Below are 20,222 nucleotides of genomic sequence, written 5' to 3' on the forward strand. Positions count from 1 at the left end.
ATGATGGAAAAAGCGTCGCGGCCTTCCGAATATGCCCCCGGCTCGCTCGCCTTCCGCCTCGTGCTTTCGGCGATGGGCATCACCGTGGTGGTGCTGCTGGTGGTGGGGTTCGTGCTGTCCTCGCTCTACCGCACCGCCGCCGAGCGCGCCTTCGACCGGCGGCTCGACGTGTATCTCAAGACCATCGTGGCCGAGGTCGCCAACGCCACCGACGAGGCGCTCCCCGAACCGGTGGCCCTGGGCGATCCCCTGTTCGCCTTCCCCAACTCCGGCTGGTACTGGCAGATCACCCTTCTCTCCAATGGGGAGCCCCGATGGCGCACCTCGCGCTCGCTGGTGAAGGGCACGCTGCCGCTGCTCGCCACGCAGGGGGTGAAAGGCAGGCCCGGTCTCATGCGCGAGGGCTATGTGAGCGGCCCGCGCGGCGAAGCCCTGCGCCTTGCCGAGCGCGACGTGGATCTGGGCGCCAACGAGCGCTATGTGGTCTCGGTGGCAGCGGTGGCATCCGAGCTGGATGAAGAGATTTCCGCTTTCAACATGGCGCTCGCGGGAACGCTGGTGGTGCTCGCCTGCGCCTTCCTTCTGGTGGTGATGGTTCAGGTGCGCTTCGGGCTGATGCCGCTGACGCGCATCTCCAAGGTGCTCGCCGACGTGCGCTCCGGCAAGGCGGACCGGCTGGACGGCTCCTATCCGGACGAGATCGTGCCGCTGGTGCGGGAGGTCAACGCCCTCATCGACGCCAACAAGGAGATCGTGGAGCGCGCCCGCACCCATGTGGGCAACCTCGCCCACGCCCTGAAGACACCGCTCTCCGTGCTCATGAACGAGGCCGGCACCAGGGACGATCCCCTTGCCGTGCGGGTGCGCGACCAGGCCGGGGTCATGCGCGACCAGGTGGCCCATCACCTGGAGCGCGCGCGCATGGCGGCCCGCGTCTCCGTGGTGGCGAGCGTGTGCGAGGTGACCCCCATCATCACCGCGCTGGCCCGCACCATGGAGAAGATCTACCGCACCAAGGATCTCGCCATCGAGGTTCACATCCGCGACGACGTCCATTTCCGCGGGGAGCAGCAGGACCTGGAGGAGATGGTGGGCAATCTCGTGGACAATGCCTGCAAGTGGGCCTCGTCCCGCGTCGAGGTGGAGGTGTGCATCGGCCAGCCGAAATCCCCCGGCGACCGGGTATTCTTCCACGTGATCATCGACGACGACGGGCCGGGCCTGGACCCGGCGCGGCGGGTGGATGTGGGTCGGCGTGGGCGGCGGCTCGACGAATCAAAGCCCGGCTCGGGCCTCGGCCTGTCCATCGTGCATGAGCTGGCGCTGCTTTATGGCGGCCGCTTCGAGCTGAGTTCCGCGCCCATCGGCGGCCTGCGCACCGAGCTGGTGCTGCCCGCTGCCGCGCCGCCGCCCCCCGCCGCCGCCTCTTGAATGGCACGGCCCTGCCACAGCTCGGGGCTGCGCTCCAGTGACGCGCCAGAGGCGGCCGCGCCGCGAAGGCTGTTTTCAGCCGGCCCGCGACCCCTTATGAGAAAGGGGAGCCTTGGTGTCGCCCCATTGTCCCCTGCGTGAGACCCCATCCGATGCCTGCCCGTATGGTTTGCGTCCGCTTCTGTTCCATCGCCGCCCTCGCTTCGGCCCTGGGCGGCTGTGCGACGGAGACCGGGGCGGGCCGGTCCATCGCCGCCCAGGCGGCGCTGCCGTCGGCGCCGGTCATGAGCGGGGCGGTCTCCGGGGGCCTCATCAGCGGCGGCATTGGCAATGGCCTCGACGAGGCGGACCGTCGCCGCGCGCTGGATGCGGAATTCTCCGCGCTGGAAACCGGCGGGCCCGGCTATCCCATCGGCTGGAAGGGCGAGAACGGCACCCACGGCACGGTGGTGGCTGGCCCGCCCTATAATCGGTCGGGCTTCCAGAGCTGCCGCGACTATTCCCACACCATCTACATCGACAACCGCCCGCAGATCGCCCGCGGGGCCGCCTGCCGCGCGGCGGACGGGCGCTGGCAGCCGGTGAGCTGAGGTCTCCGTGGGAACGTCCTGCGCGGCTTCGTCCTGCGCGCGTTTCTGGAGAAAAAAGCGTTTTGATCGCAAGGCTGAAACGCGCCCGTCGCCTGAGGCGCTGCGGGCGCTCCTTTTCAGCGGCGCGGGACGATCAATAGGACAGGAACAGGGGGACCTTGCAGTCCTCCAGCAGCGACTGGGTGACACCGCCCAGCACCCATTCGCGCACGCGGGAATGGTTGAAGGCGCCCATGACGATGAGGTCCGCGCCGATGAGCGCAGCCTGCTCGCGCAGGGTGCCGGCGATGCCCTGCGGACCCGCGACGAGATTCTTCACGCTCACGTTCACGCCATGGCGGACAAGGTGGGGGGCAAGCTCGGCGCCGGGCACTTCGTGCGCCAGCTCCTTTTCCGTGCCGATGGCAAGCACCTCCACCGCCTCGGCGGCCCTGAGGATGTCCATGGCGTCGTTCACCGCCCGCACCGCGCGGGCGCTGGCATCCCACGCCACCAGCACGCGATGGTGCCGGAAGCTGTCGAAACCGGGAGGTACGACAAGCACGGGGCGCCCGCTCTCGAACAGCAGGCCCTCGATGAGCCCGCGGTCGGCATTCACCGTCGCCGTCTCCGCGTCCAGCACGGAAATGTCGTGGACGCGGGCCTGGGCGATGAAGGTTTCCACCAACTGGGGATAGGACAGCTGCGGCGTGTCCACCGAGGCGGCAACACCGGCCGCCGCCGCGTCGCCCCGCGCCTTTTCCGCCACTGCATCGGCGAGGTGGCGCAGGCGCCGGTTATGCGCGGCCACGAGGCCGGAGGCCACGTTGCTCACGAAGGTGTTGCCCATGACCACCTTCAGCGAGGCGGCCTGGATAGTGGCATGGGCACCGGCCTTCTGCGCCAGGGACAGTCCATAGGCGAGGGCCGACGAAGGCTCGTCGATGCCTTCTTCCGTCATGCCGATGAGAACGCTCTTCATGTTCTGAAGCATTTTGGCTTTTCCTCCACAGACACGGCACATTACCTAGCACGGTTAAGGTGTCGTTGCGTGAGGTCAATCCATGCAAAAGCTTCAGCGCTGATCGGAAGAGGGCTGCGGAACGGATCGGCGGGCCGAGGCCTGCCGACCCCCCGTTCTCATCCCGCCAGAACGTCCGTGTCCGGAGCGATGCCCTTGGAGGTCGGTTCGCCGTCGTCCAGGGGCGCGAGGTAATCCAAAACGGTCTGGCGGAAGCGGGGCAGGCCCTTGTAGGCGGCGATGTCGGGGTGAAGGTCCCGCAGCACCCGGTGCAGGCGCCGCCGCCATTTCGGCACTCGGGCGATATCGGCCACGCTGGTGAGGTAGCAGCGGATGCCGAACAGGATCGCGTTGGAGCGCGGCAGGCGATAAAGCGTTTGCAGCTCCACCCGCAGGTGCACTTTTTCGGCGACGTTGTCCGGCGTGACGCTCGCCTTGTCGGGTCCCCACACCGGATAATTCTCCGGCGAGGTGTCGAGGCGCGGATTGACGGTCATGGTCCAGTTGAGCCGCCGCACCGGCTGGCCGCATTGCAGGCGCAGCAGGTATTTCAACGCCCGGTCGAACACGCCTTTCTCGTGGGCCAGCGGCACCGGGCCGTGCCATTCGTGGAAGCTCATGCCGATGTCGAATTCCAGCGACCAGTCGGCCTGGGTGGTCACCATGCCACCATCCACGAAGAGGTTGTCGTCGCGCTGGTCCTGGAGGGTGAAGTCGCCCTGCGCCTGCCTCGTGATGTATTCGAACGGCCCGCAGGGCAGGGTCTCGGCCTTGCCGAAGGTGAAGCTCTGGTGGATGTTGAGCGGCCGGTTCACCCAGGTCCACAGGTCGCCGGCCTTGGTCAGGGAGAAATGCTCGGGATAGTCCTGCGCCAGGCTCTCCATGATGAGTTCCAGGCTGTCCCACTCCGCCGCCATCATGTGCGGCAGCACCTGGCAGCGCTTGGGGTCTTCCTTCAGCACCCGCTCGCGCTCGCGGCACTCGGCGATGTAGTGCTCGTCGATGTCGAACGCCGCCTGGAACGCCGCCGTTGGGCCGCCGCGCACATGGGGCTCGATGTTCACCGAGTACATGTATTCGTCCTCGGGGAACGGGAAGGGAAAGCGCAGGATGTCCTCCGGCGACTTCCGGTAGGTGAAGGTATCGCGGAAGGTTTCTGCGGGCTTGAACTGGACGGTCATGTCGTTTCCCTCCGGGATTCTACAGATCGAGCACGAGGCGCGGACCGCGCGCGCGGGAGACGCAGGTCATCACCACTTTGCCGCCGGCCTTCTCCTCTGCGGAGAGGAAGTCGTCGCGGTGGTCCACCTCACCTTCGATGACGGGGGTGACGCATTCGCCGCAGGCGCCCCCCCGGCACAGGCAGGGCGCGGCAACGCCCGCCGCCTCGATGGCTTCCAGCAGGGTCTGGGTCTCGCCCACCTCCACCTCGATGCCCGAGCGCCTGAGGACGGCGCGGAACGGCAGGCCGCCCGTGGCGCCGCCGAAGCTCTCCTTGTGGATCTTGCCCCTGGGCCAGCCCAAAGCGGCGGCGGTGCCCGTCACCGCATCCATCAGGGCGTGCGGGCCGCAGACATAGACATGGGTGCCCAGAGGCTGACGCGACAGCAGGCCGGCGAGGTCGAAGGCGGCACGGCCGCCGCCATGGACGCGGATTTCCTCGCCCGTGGCGTAAGGCGCGAGCAGGCGCTCGAACACGGGGACCTCCTCCCCGGTTGCGAGCTGGTGCAGCTCGAAGCGGGCGCCCCGCGCCTTCATCTCCGGAAGGAAGGACAGGAGCGGCGTGATGCCGATGCCGCCGCCGATGAGCAGGTGCTTCTTTGCGCTCGAGGCCAGCGGGAACAGGCTCACCGGGCGCGCCATCTCCAGCACATCGCCGGGCGCAACCTTGCGGTGGAGGAAGTCCGAGCCGCCACGCGACTGGGCGACGAGGCGCACGATGATGTCGTAGCGCGCCCGCTCCATGGGCGGCGAGACCAGGGAATAGGCGTTCTTCATCACCCGGGCGCCGTCGCGCAGGGTGAGCATCACATGCCCTCCGGCGGGCGGTGTGGGGAACAGTCCGCCATGGGCCGGCTCGAACGAGAAGCGCTTGAGGCTCGGCGCCAGCTCGACGATGTCGCGTACGCGCACTTGCAGGGGGGCCCCGGCGGTCATGAATACAGCTCCTCGGCCTGCGGCACCTCGCCTGGCACTTCCGCGTCGATCTGCACGGCCATGAAGGCGGCGAGCCGCCGCGAGAAATGATCGCGCACGAACAGCGGCGCCCCGCAGCCCGCGCAGGTGGTGATGGAGGTGGTGACGCCTTCCATCACCGTGCGGCAATGGACGCAGAAGATGCGCCGTGCCTGTGTGCCCACATGGGCGAACGCCATTTCCTGCGGGCTGAGGCCGGCGCGCGCGCCGATGCCGTAGGCGTCCCACAGGAACGGCTCCGTCCCTGCGGCGTAGAGGCGAAGGCCCATGGTCTCGCGGGCCAGCCGCTCCTCAAGCGCCGAGAACAGGTGCGGCACGGCGCGGAAGACGCGCACCGCGCCGGCTTGCTCGTCCATGGCGGGGCTGGCGGGTACGGCGCTCTTGCGCGCCACCGTCCACACCTCGAAGGCGGAGGGGGTGACCCCCTCCGCCAAAGCCTCGACCGGGACGTCGGGTCCGTCCACGACCAGCAGATGGTGCCGCCCCTGCGGGTCCGGCGCGATCGGATGGTACCTGGGGCGGCTCTTGATGCCTTGATCGCTCATCTTGTCTCCGCTCAGTAGACCGCAAGCATGCGCGCCACGATGACCACCACGGCCCCCAGGGCGAGGGCGAAATAGGGCAAGAGGCCCGCCCGGGTGCCGGCACCCGTTTCCGCCTTCAGGTGCATGTCTTCCATCATCGCCGCCGGGAACCGGCCTTTGTCCGTCACATAATGACGGAACAGGAAGACCGGGATGATGGCGGCCGAGACCACGAGCCCCGTCACCAGCGTGCCCGCGCCCCAGATGTCCGCACCCATGCCGAGCAGGAACAGGTTCACGAAGGCCAGCACCGTGCCCATGCCGATCAGCCAGGTGGGCGCCTTGAAGGGGCGATCCCAGTTGGGGCGGTCGATGCGGTGCATCCAGGCGGCGTTGAGGTTGAGGAAGTTGAACAGGATGTAGCAGACGTTGGAGATGGCGAGGATGAACACGTAGTCCGACATCATCAACAGGATGAGGTTGAAGCCGAGGTCGGTCCACATGGCCTTGGTGGGCGCGCCGTTCTCGTTCACGTGGCTGAGGTACTTGGGCAGCCAGCCGTCCACGGACGCCTGGTAGAGAGTGCGCGAGGAGCCCGCCATGGAGGTGATGATGGCGAGCATCAGGGCGAGGATCAGCATCACGACGATCACGTGGTGGACGATGGGACCGCCCTTGATCATGTCCGCCATGGCGCTGGCGACGCCCATGCCGGAATAGATGTCGGCGGACAGGATGCCGTCATAGACCGCCGGCGTCGTCACGGTGCCGGAGGCGTCCACTACCGCCGGCGTCACCAACTGGCCGAGGCCGAGCACGCCCTGGAACGAGATCGGCACGATGGTGAAGACGAAGATGCACAGCAGGCCCGAATAAAGGATGGCCTTGAAGGTATCGGTCTTCGGGTCCTTGAACTCGCGCGTGTAGCACACGGCGGTCTCGAAGCCGTAGGTGGACCAGGCGGCGATGAACAGGCCGCCGGCCATCAGGGTGATGCCGGCCATGTCCCATGACCCGGCGATGACCTTGCCGGCCTCGTCCTTGGCCAGCGGCGCGAACGGGCCGAGATGGGCTGCCAGCACGTCGCCGGTGATCAGAGGCACGAGGCCGATGAGCACCAGCGGCAGCAGCGCCACCACACCGAGGATCACCTGCACCCGCGCGGTCTGGCTGATGCCGCGATGCTGGATGGCGAAGGCGACGAGCAGCAGCGCGGCGCCGAGGAAGAAGGTGGCGTTGAGGCGCAGGGCGAGGCCGGTCTTCAGCCAGCCGAGATCCACGAGGGTCAGCTGCCAGGTGTTGATGGCGGCATCCGCCGGGAACAGGATGGAGAGCACATAGCCCGCCGCGAGGCCGGAACCGATGGACAGCACCGGCGACCAGGCCAGCCAGTTGCACCATACCGAGAAGGGCGCGAGCAGCTTGCCGTAGCGCACCCATGCGATGGCGCCATAGACCGAGGCGCCGCCCGACTTGTGCGGGAACAGGCCGGCGATCTCCGCATAGGAGAAGGCCTGGATGAAGCCGAAGATGATGGACAGGATCCAGACGAACCAGGCCGGCGCGCCCACCGTGGCGCCGATGGCGCCGATGGAGAAGAGCACGAGCGCGGGCACTCCGCTCGCGATCCAGAACGCGCCGGTCCAGCTGATCTTGCGTTGAAGCGTGCCGGCCTCTGGGGCGGCAACGGCCTCGTTGGTTGCTGCGATGCTCATGTGGTTCCCCTCATTTTTATGCGAGGGAGTTTCCAGAGAAGAAAAATTTTTGTCAATTAAGATATAGATCTGACCCAAGGTTAGATCGAGATGATATTTTAGTCATTTACGTGATTAATTGTTAATCACATGCCTGAAGAGCCAACACAGGAAGCTCCAGGCGATCATTCGTCTGGAGTGCTTTCCACAAATACATGAATCCAGCGCTCGAAAGCGCTGCCGGTGGCCCGTTCCGCTCAGGCGCGGACGCGGGTTTTCTGTGGGTCGAAATGCGGGAAGGGCACGATCTCGGCCGCGATGCGCTTTTTCAGGCCGTCCAGCTTGCCGATTTCCACCTGCGTGCCGACGGCCGCATGGGCCACATCGATCCGCGCCAGCGCGATCTGGCTTTTCAGGATGGGCGAATGCGTGGCGCTGGTGACGACGCCCACCTGCGCGCGGCCCATGTAGAGCGGGTCGCCGTGGCCGACCGCGTCGTTGCCTTCAATCCTCAGCCCCACCATCTTGCGGGCCGGATTGGCCTTGCGCCGGGCGAGCGCTGCCTTGCCCACGAAATCCTCCTCCTTCTCCGCCACCGCGAAGCCGATGCCGGCCTCGAACGGGTCGGTCTGGTCGCAGAAATCATAGCCCGCGAACACCAGCCCCGCCTCGATGCGCAGCATGTCGAGGGCGGCAAGGCCCAGCGGCTTCATGCCTTTCGGCGCACCGGCCGCCCACACGGCGTCGAACACGGCGCCCGCATCCTTCGGGTGGCACCAGATCTCGTAGCCGAGTTCCCCGGTGTAGCCGGTGCGCGAAACCACCAGTGCCGGCCCCATGGGTCCGCCGAGCCGGGCCACGGCGAAGCGGAACCATTTCAGCTCGGCGATGGCGGGTTGCGTCGGGCCGGTCCAGATCACCTCGGCGAGGATCTCCCGGGAGAGCGGCCCCTGCACCGCGATATTGTGCAACTGGTCGGTGGAGGATCGCACGAAGGCGTTCAGCCCCCATTCGTGCGCCTTATCGCGCAGCCAGGCGCCGGTGAATTCTTCCCCGCACACCACCCGGAAGTTGGACGGCGCGAGGCGGAAGATGGTGGCGTCGTCGATCATGCCGCCATGGTCGTAGGTCAGCGCCGTGTAGACCACCTGTCCCACCGCCAGCTTGCGCATGTCGCGCGTCACTGTGCGCTGGAGCAGCAACTCGGCGTCCGGCCCGGTCACCTCGAACTTGCGCAGGGGGGAGAGGTCCATCACCGCCGCGGTCTCGCGGCAGGCCCAGTATTCGGCGATGGGTCCCTCGCCGGTGAAGCAGGTGGGCAGCCAGAAGCCGCGATATTCCACGAAGCTGCGGGTCATCTGCGCCATGCGCGGATGAAAGGCGCTCTCGCGCGTCAGGCGCGGCTCGGCTGCGGCATTCATGCGGAATGCGGTCCCCTTGGAGAAGCTCTCGGCGCCGTCATAGACGCGCACATGGATGTCGGTGGGCACCCAGCCATTGGCCGGGTCGATGTCGTCGGCGCAGGACGAGGTGGCGCAGACGAGGTCGGTGAGCGCCTTCATCAGCACATAGTCGCCGGGCCGCGACCAGGGCTCATCCATGGTGAGCGCGTTGGTGTGGTCCACCGCCGTATTGTAGAAGAAGTTGATGGCCGGCCAGCCGGCGCGCGTGCGGATGCCGTAGGGTGCGAGCACCGCGTTGAAATTGTCCGAGCAATTGGCGTGGCCCGGATAGCCCATGTCCTCGTAATATTTGGCGGAGCAGGCCAGCGCGAAGGTATCGTGCCGGCCCACCGTGTCGCGGATCACCTCCACCAGCGGGATCTGGCGCTCGTCATAATATTTCGAATGCAGCCCTGGCCCCGGATAGGCCGCGCCCATGAGGGTGCGGGTGGTGGTGGCGTCGAGGCCGAATTCCGCGCCCGTCTCCAGCGCCACCGCGTCGAAGGCGAGGAAGTCGGAGCACTGGCGCCCGTCCACGTCGATGATCTGGATATAGTCGCCCGCCTTCACCCGGAAGGCGCGGGCCTGCGCAGCTGGCACCCGCAGATCCAGCTTCGGCTCGGCGAGCGGCTCCGGCAGGGGGTGCTCGTTGCCGGGCGCACGGGTGAGCGTGATTTCGATGTCGGTGGGCGCGTCCTGCCCGTCGGGCGCCATGGGGCCGCCGGGCGCTGCCACCACCACCAGAACATCGCGCCGCGCGGTGAGCGCGACCTGAGTTTGCGCCGGATGATCGCCGGCAAGCACCATGTGCCCGCTCACGGCCTCCGGAGCGATCCCCCGCGCCGCCAGCGCGTGAAAAACCTGCGCGCGCCCCTCTCCCCCCAGATCCAGCACGTCCGCGAGGCGCGCCTCGGCCGGGCCTTCGAGGCCGAGCGCGCTGCCGTCCGCCCGCCCCGCGCCATCGATGGCGAAGACCAGCGCCGGCTGGAGCCCTTCCATGTCGCGGATGGCGATGGCGTCGCCGGCACCGAGTGTGACCACGGCCACGTCGCCGCCGCGCACCACCACGCATTCGCGGGGGCGGGCGGCGACGGCGGCACGCGAGGGGCCGGGCGGGAGGAGGGAGGCGTCCATTCAGCCCTCTGGTTCAGCTGTCTTGCATGAGGCTCGCGAGCAGCCGGTAGCTGCCGCGATAATAGAGCAGGGGATCGCCTTCGCCGTCGGTGTGCATGTGCACCACGCGGCCGACGAAGATCACATGGTCGCCGCCGTCATAATGGGCGTAGGGCACGCATTCGAAGACCGCGTGGGCGGATTCGAGCCGCGGCTCGCCGAGCCGCCCGTCCGCGCAGGGCGTGTCCGCGAACTTGTCCTCGCCGGCGCGGGCGAAGCGGTTGGAAATCTCCTTCTGGTGCTCCAGCAGGATGTTGACCGAATAGGCCTTTGCCTTCTCCAGCCGCTCCAGGGAATGGAGCGAGCGGGCCATGCAGAACAGGATCAGCGGCGGATCCAGCGACACGGCGGAAAAGGAATTCACCGTGACGCCCATGGGCCCTTCGGAATCCTTCGCCATCACCACCGCGATGCCGGTGGCGAAGCGTCCGAGGGCGTTGCGCAATTCACGCGGATCGAGACGGGCGTCGAGATCAATGGCAGTCATCGAACGGAACTCTCTGAAATGGGTCACTGCATCCATGATAATCCCTCTTGATGGCGGGCGCTCGGAGGGACGGCGCAAAGCCGCAGGACGGGTGCGGGAGGAGCATGCATGCGCCGCCCTCCCGCTTTTTTCAGGCCACCTCTGTCACGCCACCTTGGCGGGCTGGAGCTCGGCGAGGAGCTTTTCGGCCAGGGCCCGCTTCTCGGCGTCGTCCATCTTCTTGATCTCGTTGTTGAGCACCCGCTCGTTGATGGACTTGTTCCAGTAGTCCAGCGAGCCGAAGCCGAGCAGCGAAGCCTTGCCCACGAATTGGCGCAGCACCTCGTTGGTGGGGCCCATCACCCAGCCGGCCTTGCCGTCGCGCAGGTAGCGCTCGATCTGGAGCGCAGGGCGGAAGCCGGTGCCGCCGGTGGCGTGGAGCATCTTGTCCACCACATGGGCGACGTTCTTGGCCGCCTCGAACTTCACCTGCCACAGCCAGTGCAGCAGGGCAGAACGGGGCAGGGCGTCCACGTCTGCGTGGATGGACCAGTCGCAATTGTTGGTCACGCTGTCGAGCGCCTGCGCCATCTGGAAGTCCAGCGCCCGGCAGGCGTTGGTGTCCATGATCGCTTCGCCCACATAGTCCTGGATGGTGGGGTAGTCGGCGACGCGCATGCCCACGTCATTGTGGGTCTTGCGGGTGGTATGGCGCTTTGCGATGTCGATGACCGCCAGCGAAATGCCGTTCCAGCAGGCCGACGAGCAGGTGAGGAAGAACGGGTCCACCACCTCGTCGTTGGACTTGGCGCCGTCGCCGATGGGGCCGACCAGAGCGTCCTTCGGCAGGATGGCGTTCTCCACCACGATGGGGCCGGACTGATTGCCGCGCAGGCCCAGGCCATCCCATTCGGAGGGGTTGGCCTTCACCTCGTCCTTGGTGACGAGGAAGCAGGACAGGTCCGAATAGTCGCCGGCAAAGCCGGGGCTGGTGGTCTGCACGATGTACCAGTCGGCAAAGCCGCCGGAGGTGGTCCAGGACGCCTTCTTGGTCACCTTCCAACCGTCGCCGAAGGCTTCCGCCTTGGAGGAGATGGGATACCAGAAGTGGGAGCCAGTCTCGGGGTCGGAATAGGACAGGGTGCCGATCAGCACGTCCTTATCCAGCCGCTTGAGGATGTCGGTGAGGATGGGGTTGTCGTGGTGGCGCAGCAGCGCGGCCGCCGTGGCGCCCAGATGCATGGTGTAGCACATGGCGGTGGAGGGGCAGCCGTAGCGTGCGATGGTCTCCACCACCATGGCGGCGCAGAGGTGATTCTCGCCCAGTCCGCCCAGATCCTTCGGAACGTTCAGCGACAGCAGGCCGAGGGAGGCGAGGGCTTCGAAATTCTTGCGGGGGTAGACGTAGTTGGCGTCGCTTTCCACGGCATTGGCGCGCAACGTGGTCTCGCACAGGGCAATGAGCTTCTTCTGCAGCTCCTTCTGCGCCGGCGTGAGCAGCCATTGGGGGTCCCACTCGAAGCCGAGACCCCAAAACTCTTCCTTGCCCCACATTTTGACATCGGACATGATTTCAAGCTCCGCCTGGGCCGGCACCCGGACCGGGCCGTCCCGCAGTTGCGATCCTCGCGAAGGCGGCAGTCTGTTCCCCTCAGTGAACTTTTTTGACGCCGTAGAAACACTGTGCCGATGATTGCGGCTTGTGCAAGCCCATTCGTTGGGCGTTGGTCTGCTTAATTTTCAGTCGAAATTGGCCATAGCAAGCAGTTATGGGCCTTTTCCCTGCCTGGATCTTGCACATCCGGCACAAATAATTTCTTGCCAGGAAAATCAATTGACACTGAAGCGTCGCGCCGCACAGGATGCGCCCCGTCGCGGCGGGCGTGCGGCGCATCGCACCCCCGTCGCCTTCCCATTCAATGCTGTCCGACAGCTGAAAAGAGAGAGGGGGACAGGATGACGAGCGCACCCATCTGGCGCCAATCGATCCTCAACGAGCGTCACCGGGAACTGGGGTCGAAGCTCGAGGAATCGTGGAACGACATGGCGATCCCGCAGCACTACGCCACCGATCCCTATGAGGAGACGGAGGCGGTGCGCACGCGCGCGGGGCTGTTCGACGTGTCCGCCCTCAAGATCATCAATGTGGGCGGCAAGGACGCTCTGGCCTTCCTGAACCAGCTGGTCACCGCCGACATCACCAAGGTGCCGGCCGGCCGCTCCGCGATCGCCTCCATCGTGGGCGATGACGGCGGGCTCATCGACGACGTGCTGATCTATGTGGACGGCGACGGCGCCTTCCGCCTCTCCCACGGCGGCGGCGCGCTGGAAGAGGCGCTGCCTCTCGTCGCCGAAGGCTTCGACGTCACCTTCTCGCGCGACAACGACGTGCACATCCTGTCGCTGCAGGGCCCCAAGGCCCTCGATATCCTCGCGCCCCACACCCCCTTTGACCTGAAGGGCCTGCCCTATTTCGGGCACGGCAAAACCACCCTCTTCGGCGTGCCGGTGTCGCTGGCGCGGGGCGGCTATTCGGCCGAGCGGGGCTATGAGGTGTTCTGCGCCGCCAAGGATGCCATCGCCCTGTGGGACAAGATCCTTGAGGCGGGCAAGCCGTTCGGCGCCATGCCGGTGTCGTGGGATTGCCTGGATATCGTGCGGGTGGAAGGCGCGCTGCTGTTCTTCCCCTTCGACATGCCCCACAAGGACACCACCCCGTTCGAAGTGCTGATGGACTGGTCGGTGGACCTCTCCAAGCCGGACTTCCGCGGCAAGGCGGCCCTCGTCGCCCGCAAGGGCACCGAGCGCACCCACCAGGCCGGGCTGGAAGTGCTCGCGGCCAAGGCCATCGCCCCCGGCGCGAAGATCTTCAAGGATGGGGCCGAGGTGGGCGTAGTGAATTCCACCACCTACAGCCGGCACCTCATGAAGTCGCTGGCCCTCGTCTCGCTGCGGCCGGACGTGACCGCCCTCGGTACGGCCGTGAGCGTGGTGGATGGCGAGGAGAGCTTCGAGGCCAATGTGGTCCGCACGCCCTTCTACGATCCCATGCGCCTGCGCACCCATCCGCTGGACGAGCGGGGCTGAATCAGGAAGGGGCCGGCAGGACCGGCCCCTTCCTTTTGGATCGTCGGTTCAGAGCGGCTTGAGGCCGGCCTCAATGGCGGCACGCCGGCCTTCCAGGAACGGCGGCAGGGCCAGCTTCTCGCCCAGGTGGGCGGCGTCCTCGTCCGCGGCGAAGCCCGGACCGTCGGTGGCCAGCTCGAACAGGATACCGTTGGGCTCGCGGAAATAGAGCGAGCGGAAATAGAAACGGTCCACCTTGCCGCTGTTGGGAATGCGCAGGTCCTTCAGCCGCCGCGCCCATTCGTCGTATTCGTCGAAGGTGGTGACGCGGAACGCCACGTGATGCACCGCGCCCGCGCCCTGCACGGCGGGGGCAAGGCCGGGCTCCACCTTCACATGGACCTCGGCGGCGGGGCCGCCTGCGCCCATCTCGAACACATGGATGGCGCGGCCCTCCTCGCTGGCATAGGTGCGCACCTCCCGCATCCCCATCACCTCAGTCAGCACCACGGCGGTGGGGGCAAGGTCCGGCACCGACAGCACGATGGGGCCGAGGCCGCGGATCTGGTGCTCGGTCGGCACCGGGCTCTTGGCCCACGGCACGCCGGGGCCGCGCCCGCCATCCACGATCAGGCCCAGGCGCTGGCCCTCCCGGTCCTCGAAGGGCAGCATGTCGCGGCCGTCACGGGTCTCGATGCCGGTGTGGGCGACGCCGGAATCGGCGAGGCGGCCGGCCCAATAGTCGAGCGCCGTGTCGTCGCGCACCCGCAGGAAGGTGCGCACCGCCGCGTGGTTGCCGCGCTGCTCGCGGGGTACCGGCCAGTCGAAGAAGGTGAGGTCCGTGCCGGGGCTGGCTTCGCCGTCGGCATAGAACAGGTGATAGGCCGAGGTATCGTCCTGATTCACCGTCTTCTTCACGAGGCGCATGCCCAGCGTCTGGGTATAGAAGCGATGGTTGTACGGCGCGTCCGCCGAGACGGCGGTGACGTGGTGAAGACCGGTGAGTTCCATGGCGGTGTCTCCGGGGAGGGCGGGCCTCCGTTCGTGATGTTGGGTCGGAGATAGGACCGCAGCGGCCTTTAAGCGAGACTCGAAGCCGCAAAGCTAGTTTGCCGAAGTGCAAGTAACGTGGCTGAAAATGGGGTACCGAGTGTGCTGCTGCGCACGATGTCTTCACGGGCGGCCCTATCTGACTTAGCGTCACGCCCCAGCTTGATACCTCTCGCCAAGCTGGCGTTCAGCATTGGCCCCAAATTACCGCGCATCCTCCGGTCTGATGTGCCATGAAGACTCAGCTACAAGTGCGCGTGGAGGGGACGACGTGCGGATTTTCGAGCGGGTGGGGCCGGTGTCCGGCGTGGGACTGCCGGGACTGGTGGGCATGCGGCGCGCTGGGGTGCGCCTTGCCGCCACGGCTTTGTGCCTCACTTTGCTCGCCGGCTGCTCCGACCGCCCCGGCCCCGAGGCGCTGACGCCCACCGCCGCCAAGGCGCCCGGCGCCCGCGAGCATGTGATCCTCGTCGCCTCGACCCGTGAACGGGACCCGCGCCCCGGCGTCATCTTCAACGGCGAGCGCTCGACCGCCCTCAATTTCGCGAAGGTGGACCTCTCCGTTCCCCCCGCCCACAAGCCGGGCGAGATCGAGTGGCCGAAAAAGGGCACCGGCGACCCTGCCACCGACATGGTGGTGCACGAGGCCATCTATCGCGACACCCAGCAGGACTTCCTGCGCGACATGAAGAGCGAGCTGGCGCGCCGCCCCGCGGGCCAGAAGAAGGTGTTCATCTTCGTCCACGGCTACAACACGCAGTTTTCCGAGGCGCTCTATCGCCTCGCCCAGATGGCGGATGACGCCGACGCGCCGGCGGTGCCGGTGCTGTTCACCTGGGCGTCCCGGGCGACCACCGAGGCGTATGTCTACGACAACAACAGCGCCACCGCCGCCCGCGACAACCTGGAAGACACCATCCGCCTCGCTTTCGGCAGCGGCGCGGACGAGGTGAGCATTATGGCCCACTCCATGGGCAACTGGGTGACGGTTGAGGCACTGCGGCAGATCCGCATTTCCGGCAAGCCCGTGCCGGCGAACAAGATCGGCAACATCATCCTCGCCGCTCCCGATATCGACGTGGACGTGTTCAAGAGCCAGCTCAAGCGCTTCGGCAAGCCGGCGAAACCCTTCGTCGTCATCGTCTCGCGCGATGACAAGGCGCTGGGCATCTCCGAATTCCTCGCTGGCAAGAAGCAGCGGCTCGGCGAATATTCCAACGACGCGGAGCTGGTGGACCTCGGCGCGGTGGTGGTCGACATGACCGACGTGAAGGCCCTCGACAGCTTCAACCACGGCAAGTTCGCCCAGCTCGCGGAAATGGCGCCGCAACTGCGCGGCTCGCTTTTGACCGGGGCCGCCTCCGCCGGCAAGCCGGCGCCCTCGACCATGTCCATGGAGGGCGTGCGTATCAGCGGCCTCGACCGGCTGCGTCAGCAGCCCACGCAGCAGGCGGCAGTCGCGGTTGACGAGGTTGCGGCCGCGCCGGCTCCCGCCGCGCAATAACCGCGGACCTGCCGGGCGCCGCGGCGGCTTCCCCCCCGCGCGCCTTCGGGCTAAAGGCTTCGGCCCATGGCCTATGCTGTCAAAGAAATGTTCCTCACCCTCCAGGGCGAGGGCGCCCAGGCGGGGCGCGCTGCGGTGTTCTGCCGGTTTGCGGGCTGCAATCTGTGGTCCGGCCGGGAGGACGACCGCGCCGACGCCCAGTGCCGTTTCTGCGACACCGACTTCGTCGGCATGGATGGAGAAGGCGGCGGCCGCTTCGCTGACGCCGCCACGCTGGCCGCCGCCATCGGCGCGACCTGGGGTGCCGGCGCGCCCGAGCGCCGTTTCGTGGTCTTCACCGGCGGCGAGCCGCTGCTCCAGCTTGATGCCGCGTTGGTGGACGCGGTCCACGCCCTTGGCTTCGAGATCGCGGTGGAGACCAACGGCACCGTGGCGGCGCCGGACGGCATCGACTGGATCTGCATGAGCCCCAAGGCCGGCACCGACCTCAAGCTCCAGCGCGGCCACGAGTTGAAGCTGGTCTTCCCGCAGGCGGGGCTTGCCCCCGAGGCCGTGGCGGGGCTCGATTTCGCCCATTTCTTCCTTCAGCCCATGGACGGACCGGACCGCCTGCGCAATACCGAGGCGGCGGTGGCCTATTGCCTCTCGCATCCGCGCTGGCGGCTGTCCCTCCAGACCCACAAGATGATTGGTATTCCATGAGTTCGAGCGCCACCCCGGTGCCGCGGCGCGCGCGCATCACCCAGGGCTTCACCTTCGAGGCCGCCCATTTCCTGCCCAACGTGCCGGAAACCCACCGCTGCCGGCGCATGCACGGCCATTCCTATCGCGTGGACCTCACGCTGGAAGGGCCGGTGGATGCGGTGACGGGCTTCGTGGTGGATTTCTTCGACGTGGAAGCCGCCTTCGGCCCGTTGCTGAAACAGCTCGACCACTACTGCCTCAACGATGTGGAGGGGCTGGAAAACCCCACCGCCGAGATCATCGCCGCCTGGATCTGGGACCGGGTGAAGCCGGTGCTGCCGCTGCTGTCGTCCGTGCGGGTCTATGAGACGCCGTTCTCCTTCGCGGAATTCGACGGCAACTGAAAAGATTCAGGTTGCCGCCTGCGCCTTCTTCACGAAGCCCTGGAAGGCGACGAGCTGCTTGCCGACGAAGTCGCGCGTGCCCTGGTCGGTGAGCACGCCGTCGGTAATCTTGGTGTGGGCCTGCGCGACCATCACCTCGGGCACGTTCATCACGTGGGCATCCACCGCCACCAGCACCTGGCGGAGGTGATACTGAGCCCGCGCGCCGCCCATGGTGCTGGGCGACGCGGACATGATGAGGGTGGGCTTGGTCTTCAGCGGCTGGGTCTTCAGGCGTGACAGCCAGTCCAGCGCGTTCTTCAGCCCGCCGGGAACCGAGTAATTATATTCCGGGGTCACGATGACGAGGGCATCCGCCGCCTTCACCCGGTCGCCCACGGCGCTGACCTGGCCGGGGAAGCCCGCGGTCTCGATGTCGCCGTCATAGATGGGCATGTCCGCCACCGAGGGCAAAAGATCGATCTTCACCCCGTCGGGGGCGAGTTCGGGGAGGGCGCGGGCGAGCGCCGCGTTGAGGGAGCCTTTGCGCACGCTGCCCACCAGGACCACCCAGTTCATGGCTTGCCTCTTCTTCTCTTGTCCGCCCGCGGCAGAATCACAGAGACAACGGTGAAGCCCGCGTTTGGGTTTCACAAGCCGGGCAGAAGACTCGTATCAGCGGCCCCGGTCTTCGATTGGCGCCGAGACGGTTGCCCAATTGCCGCGCAGGCTTTGGTTTCAGCCGATCCGCACCATGTGATTATCGAAGCGCGGTCCGCCGGTGCGCCGTGCCGCGATGCCGACGCCCTCGGGACCTGCCGAAACGAGGATGACTTCGCCATAGCCGGAGGCGGCGACGAAGGTGCCGGCTTCCCGTCCCGCCGCGAGGCCGCAGCCATCGGTGAGGGGGACGGCCCCCACGAAGCGCCCGTCCGCCTGCCACACTGCCACGCGATTGCCGCGCGGAGAGGCGCAGGCCACGTAGCGGCCGGAGGGATCATAGGCCACGGAGCCCACATAACCCCTGAGAGCCCGCCATTCCGCATCCGGCGCATCGAAGGCCGAAAGCGCCCCGTCGCTCGCGATGCGGAACAGCAGCGGGCGCGCCTCGCCATCCTTCAGCAGGTCCTGCGCCGCCACCACCGTGCCGCCGCTCCCGTCGCGGGCGAGGTGGCGCAGGGACAGGCTGGCGAGGTCCTGCGGCAGCCGGCCCGCGCCGCGCACCCCGCCCGAGGCGGGGTCAAGAAGGGTGATGCCCGAGCCGGTGACTTCCGCGTCCCGGGCCTCCGGGGTGTTGGGCTCGATGCCGCCATTGGCGACCACCAGCGCGGCGCCGGACTGCATCAAATCGTGCGGGCCATCGCCGCCGCTCGGCCATTCCGAGACGATGGCGAACCCGCCATCCACGACGCGCACGGCCACCACGCCCCGTCCCATGACATGGGTGCCTTCGCCGGGGCGCTCGATCTCGTTGGTGAGGAAGAGCCTGCCGTCCGCCGTGAAGCGGCCGTGGCCGGAGAACGCCCGGCCCGCGCCGGGGGCAAGGGTGGCGACGACGCCGCCCTTCCGCCGGTCGAAGACGAGGGCGATCTGCCCCGGGCGCCGCCCCACCGCCACGGCCAGCGGGCCGGTGGGGCTCGCCTCGATGCCGTGCAGGCGCGTGGCGGTTTCCGCTGCCGTGGTGGCAGCGAAGGCGCCGTCGAGGCCCACGGCGGCGAAGCCCTCGCCCATGCCGGCCGTTGCCAGCCATCCCTCGGCAAGAGGATCAGCGCGCAGGTTGGAGGCGCCCAGCGGACCGGCCGCAACCAGCGCCGCCGCGCCCATGAGGAAGCCGCGCCGGTCCAATAGCCCGGCGTGGTCCAATCGCCCGGCGGGGTCGAGACGCAGACGCATGCTCAGTCCCCGTCCAGGGCGTTGAAGCCCAGCGAGATGCCGAAATAGGAGGCGACGGGCTTGTAGACGCTCGCCTGCGCCACCTTGAAGGTCTTGATGGCCGCCTGCAGCGCGCTGGCGCCCTGGGCCGTTGCGGCGGCGGCTCCGATGTCGGTGGGCAGCCTGTCGGCGGCGGCGTCCGCGCCGGTGGCGGCCTTGTTGACCACATATTGCGGCCGGCTCGGCATCTGCGTGCCCACCGCCACCAGCAGGGCGTCGGCGCTCTTGATCATGTTCGCAGCCACCCGCCCGGAACGGCCCGAGCGCCAGTTGTCGGCGAGGTTAGGCTTGGCTTCACTGGGGCCAGTGCCGAGCACGGGCAGGATCTTGGTGTCGGTCACCCGCTGGTAGGCACCCGAGAGGTCGGTGAGGATCATGCCGGGCAGGGCACCCACATCCGGAAACAGGGCAGGGTCGCCCTTGCCGGAGACGATGGCGCCGAGCACGCCCGAGGTCTTGTCGCCCCAGGCGGTGCGGATCTCGCCGGCGATGGCGGCGAGATTGGTGGCGATAGCGGTACCGAGGGCGCAGCGCCGCGCGACTTCCGGGCCGGTCAGGAGGGCATCGGCGGCGCCCTCCTCAAACAGCAGGCGCTCCAGCGCTGGCAGGCCCTGCACCGCAGCGCTGGACTGGGCGAAGCGGGTGGGCTCCAGCCGGCCGGCATCGGGATCGCCGATGATCTCGGCAAGGCCACGGGTGATGGCATTGCGCCGGTCCGGGAAGAACGAGATGCGATCGGCCCGCAGAGACAGGCTGATGGGGCCGAAGGTGACGAATTCCACCGCGTTCCAGGCGTCCGCCGCCTTGCCATAGGCCTCCTTCAGCGCCGGCAGGCCGGCGGCCTCGGGCTTGGCGCAGAAGGTCACCCAGGCGCTGGCCTGCGCCCTGGTGGCGCCGACGAGGGCATCGTAGCGCGGCAACAGCCAGGTCTCGATGAGCGGCACGGGATCGAGCGCGGGGCTGGCGGCCCGGGCCGGCGCAGCGACTGGGGCAAGTGCAAGGCCGAGCGCCAAGCCACGCACGAGGCCGAGAACGGCGCGGCGGCTGGGGGCTGAAAAGCGGTAAAACATCCGACCGTCTCTCATCA

At 67.6% G+C, this 20,222-nt stretch carries 18 protein-coding genes; 6 read left to right on the forward strand and 12 right to left on the reverse strand.

Annotation, left to right across the window (positions count from 1 at the left end; translation table 11 throughout):
• Positions 1-3: 3 nt before the first annotated feature.
• Together FBQ73_RS12580 and FBQ73_RS12585 are read left to right on the forward strand one after the other, a co-directional pair.
• On the forward strand, positions 4-1,431 hold the full coding sequence (locus FBQ73_RS12580) for an ATP-binding protein (protein WP_138400098.1): 1,428 nt from the start codon (positions 4-6) through the stop codon (positions 1,429-1,431).
• 152 nt (positions 1,432-1,583) lie between these two features.
• Positions 1,584-2,021, forward strand: coding sequence for a hypothetical protein (locus FBQ73_RS12585; RefSeq protein ID WP_246089682.1), 438 nt, complete (start codon positions 1,584-1,586; stop codon positions 2,019-2,021).
• Between the two features lie 133 nt (positions 2,022-2,154).
• Here FBQ73_RS12585 and FBQ73_RS12590 read toward each other — a convergent pair whose 3' ends face one another.
• The 8 genes from FBQ73_RS12590 to FBQ73_RS12625 form a co-directional block, all read right to left on the reverse strand.
• Positions 2,155-2,994, reverse strand: a complete 840-nt coding sequence (locus FBQ73_RS12590; protein WP_138399845.1) for a universal stress protein — start codon at positions 2,992-2,994, stop codon at positions 2,155-2,157.
• A gap of 146 nt (positions 2,995-3,140) precedes the next feature.
• Positions 3,141-4,202, reverse strand: coding sequence for a heme-dependent oxidative N-demethylase family protein (locus FBQ73_RS12595; protein ID WP_138399846.1), 1,062 nt, complete (start codon positions 4,200-4,202; stop codon positions 3,141-3,143).
• 19 nt (positions 4,203-4,221) lie between these two features.
• Positions 4,222-5,178, reverse strand: coding sequence for a PDR/VanB family oxidoreductase (locus FBQ73_RS12600; protein WP_138399847.1), 957 nt, complete (start codon positions 5,176-5,178; stop codon positions 4,222-4,224).
• Positions 5,175-5,762: a dimethylamine monooxygenase subunit DmmA family protein gene (locus FBQ73_RS12605; RefSeq protein ID WP_138399848.1), complete on the reverse strand. Its 588-nt coding sequence runs from the start codon at positions 5,760-5,762 to the stop codon at positions 5,175-5,177. Before FBQ73_RS12605 ends, FBQ73_RS12600 begins: the two co-directional genes overlap by 4 nt.
• Positions 5,763-5,773: 11 nt before the next feature.
• Positions 5,774-7,456 carry an APC family permease gene (locus tag FBQ73_RS12610; RefSeq protein WP_138399849.1) on the reverse strand — a complete coding sequence of 561 codons (1,683 nt, stop codon included), beginning with the start codon at positions 7,454-7,456 and terminating at the stop codon, positions 5,774-5,776.
• Between the two features lie 236 nt (positions 7,457-7,692).
• Complete coding sequence (locus FBQ73_RS12615) at positions 7,693-10,011, reverse strand: DUF1989 domain-containing protein (RefSeq protein WP_138399850.1); 2,319 nt, start codon at positions 10,009-10,011, stop codon at positions 7,693-7,695.
• A gap of 13 nt (positions 10,012-10,024) precedes the next feature.
• Positions 10,025-10,537, reverse strand: a complete 513-nt coding sequence (locus FBQ73_RS12620; RefSeq protein ID WP_041575695.1) for a flavin reductase family protein — start codon at positions 10,535-10,537, stop codon at positions 10,025-10,027.
• Between the two features lie 144 nt (positions 10,538-10,681).
• Complete coding sequence (locus FBQ73_RS12625; RefSeq protein ID WP_138399851.1) at positions 10,682-12,085, reverse strand: acyl-CoA dehydrogenase family protein; 1,404 nt, start codon at positions 12,083-12,085, stop codon at positions 10,682-10,684.
• A 387-nt stretch (positions 12,086-12,472) separates the two neighbouring features.
• Here FBQ73_RS12625 and FBQ73_RS12630 point away from each other — a divergent pair, with 387 nt between their 5' ends.
• Positions 12,473-13,603, forward strand: coding sequence for an aminomethyltransferase family protein (locus FBQ73_RS12630; protein ID WP_138399852.1), 1,131 nt, complete (start codon positions 12,473-12,475; stop codon positions 13,601-13,603).
• A 48-nt stretch (positions 13,604-13,651) separates the two neighbouring features.
• Here FBQ73_RS12630 and FBQ73_RS12635 read toward each other — a convergent pair whose 3' ends face one another.
• Complete coding sequence (locus FBQ73_RS12635) at positions 13,652-14,593, reverse strand: ring-cleaving dioxygenase (RefSeq protein WP_138399853.1); 942 nt, start codon at positions 14,591-14,593, stop codon at positions 13,652-13,654.
• Between the two features lie 310 nt (positions 14,594-14,903).
• Between FBQ73_RS12635 and FBQ73_RS12640 the strand changes: the two genes are divergently transcribed.
• From FBQ73_RS12640 to queD, 3 genes are all read left to right on the forward strand, one after another.
• Positions 14,904-16,136, forward strand: a complete 1,233-nt coding sequence (locus tag FBQ73_RS12640; protein ID WP_246089683.1) for an alpha/beta hydrolase — start codon at positions 14,904-14,906, stop codon at positions 16,134-16,136.
• A 66-nt stretch (positions 16,137-16,202) separates the two neighbouring features.
• Positions 16,203-16,838 (forward strand): 7-carboxy-7-deazaguanine synthase, encoded by a 636-nt coding sequence (gene queE / locus FBQ73_RS12645; RefSeq protein WP_138399855.1) that lies wholly within the window; start codon positions 16,203-16,205, stop codon positions 16,836-16,838.
• Positions 16,835-17,224 carry a 6-carboxytetrahydropterin synthase QueD gene (gene queD / locus FBQ73_RS12650; RefSeq protein ID WP_138399856.1) on the forward strand — a complete coding sequence of 130 codons (390 nt, stop codon included), beginning with the start codon at positions 16,835-16,837 and terminating at the stop codon, positions 17,222-17,224. Before queE ends, queD begins: the two co-directional genes overlap by 4 nt.
• Positions 17,225-17,230: 6 nt before the next feature.
• Here queD and FBQ73_RS12655 read toward each other — a convergent pair whose 3' ends face one another.
• From FBQ73_RS12655 to FBQ73_RS12665, 3 genes are all read right to left on the reverse strand, one after another.
• Positions 17,231-17,782, reverse strand: coding sequence for an NADPH-dependent FMN reductase (locus tag FBQ73_RS12655; protein ID WP_138399857.1), 552 nt, complete (start codon positions 17,780-17,782; stop codon positions 17,231-17,233).
• Between the two features lie 159 nt (positions 17,783-17,941).
• The gene (locus tag FBQ73_RS12660) at positions 17,942-19,096 is read right to left on the reverse strand and encodes a DUF1513 domain-containing protein (RefSeq protein WP_138399858.1); all 1,155 of its coding nucleotides are present in this window, start codon (positions 19,094-19,096) and stop codon (positions 17,942-17,944) included.
• 2 nt (positions 19,097-19,098) lie between these two features.
• Complete coding sequence (locus FBQ73_RS12665; RefSeq protein WP_170218873.1) at positions 19,099-20,205, reverse strand: imelysin family protein; 1,107 nt, start codon at positions 20,203-20,205, stop codon at positions 19,099-19,101.
• Positions 20,206-20,222: the final 17 nt, after the last annotated feature.

The sequence above is a fragment of the Xanthobacter autotrophicus genome (assembly GCF_005871085.1).
GTDB classification, from domain to species: Bacteria; Pseudomonadota; Alphaproteobacteria; order Rhizobiales; family Xanthobacteraceae; genus Xanthobacter; species Xanthobacter autotrophicus.

Coding starts and splice junctions, on each gene's coding strand:
- FBQ73_RS12580 (WP_138400098.1), top strand. CDS start 4: ATGGAAAAAGCGTCGCGGCCTTCCGAATATGCCCCCGGCTCGCTCGCC.
- FBQ73_RS12585 (WP_246089682.1), top strand. CDS start 1,584: ATGCCTGCCCGTATGGTTTGCGTCCGCTTCTGTTCCATCGCCGCCCTC.
- FBQ73_RS12590 (WP_138399845.1), bottom strand. CDS start 2,994: ATGCTTCAGAACATGAAGAGCGTTCTCATCGGCATGACGGAAGAAGGC.
- FBQ73_RS12595 (WP_138399846.1), bottom strand. CDS start 4,202: ATGACCGTCCAGTTCAAGCCCGCAGAAACCTTCCGCGATACCTTCACC.
- FBQ73_RS12600 (WP_138399847.1), bottom strand. CDS start 5,178: ATGACCGCCGGGGCCCCCCTGCAAGTGCGCGTACGCGACATCGTCGAG.
- FBQ73_RS12605 (WP_138399848.1), bottom strand. CDS start 5,762: ATGAGCGATCAAGGCATCAAGAGCCGCCCCAGGTACCATCCGATCGCG.
- FBQ73_RS12610 (WP_138399849.1), bottom strand. CDS start 7,456: ATGAGCATCGCAGCAACCAACGAGGCCGTTGCCGCCCCAGAGGCCGGC.
- FBQ73_RS12615 (WP_138399850.1), bottom strand. CDS start 10,011: ATGGACGCCTCCCTCCTCCCGCCCGGCCCCTCGCGTGCCGCCGTCGCC.
- FBQ73_RS12620 (WP_041575695.1), bottom strand. CDS start 10,537: ATGACTGCCATTGATCTCGACGCCCGTCTCGATCCGCGTGAATTGCGC.
- FBQ73_RS12625 (WP_138399851.1), bottom strand. CDS start 12,085: ATGTCCGATGTCAAAATGTGGGGCAAGGAAGAGTTTTGGGGTCTCGGC.
- FBQ73_RS12630 (WP_138399852.1), top strand. CDS start 12,473: ATGACGAGCGCACCCATCTGGCGCCAATCGATCCTCAACGAGCGTCAC.
- FBQ73_RS12635 (WP_138399853.1), bottom strand. CDS start 14,593: ATGGAACTCACCGGTCTTCACCACGTCACCGCCGTCTCGGCGGACGCG.
- queE (WP_138399855.1), top strand. CDS start 16,203: ATGGCCTATGCTGTCAAAGAAATGTTCCTCACCCTCCAGGGCGAGGGC.
- queD (WP_138399856.1), top strand. CDS start 16,835: ATGAGTTCGAGCGCCACCCCGGTGCCGCGGCGCGCGCGCATCACCCAG.
- FBQ73_RS12655 (WP_138399857.1), bottom strand. CDS start 17,782: ATGAACTGGGTGGTCCTGGTGGGCAGCGTGCGCAAAGGCTCCCTCAAC.
- FBQ73_RS12660 (WP_138399858.1), bottom strand. CDS start 19,096: ATGCGTCTGCGTCTCGACCCCGCCGGGCGATTGGACCACGCCGGGCTA.
- FBQ73_RS12665 (WP_170218873.1), bottom strand. CDS start 20,205: ATGTTTTACCGCTTTTCAGCCCCCAGCCGCCGCGCCGTTCTCGGCCTC.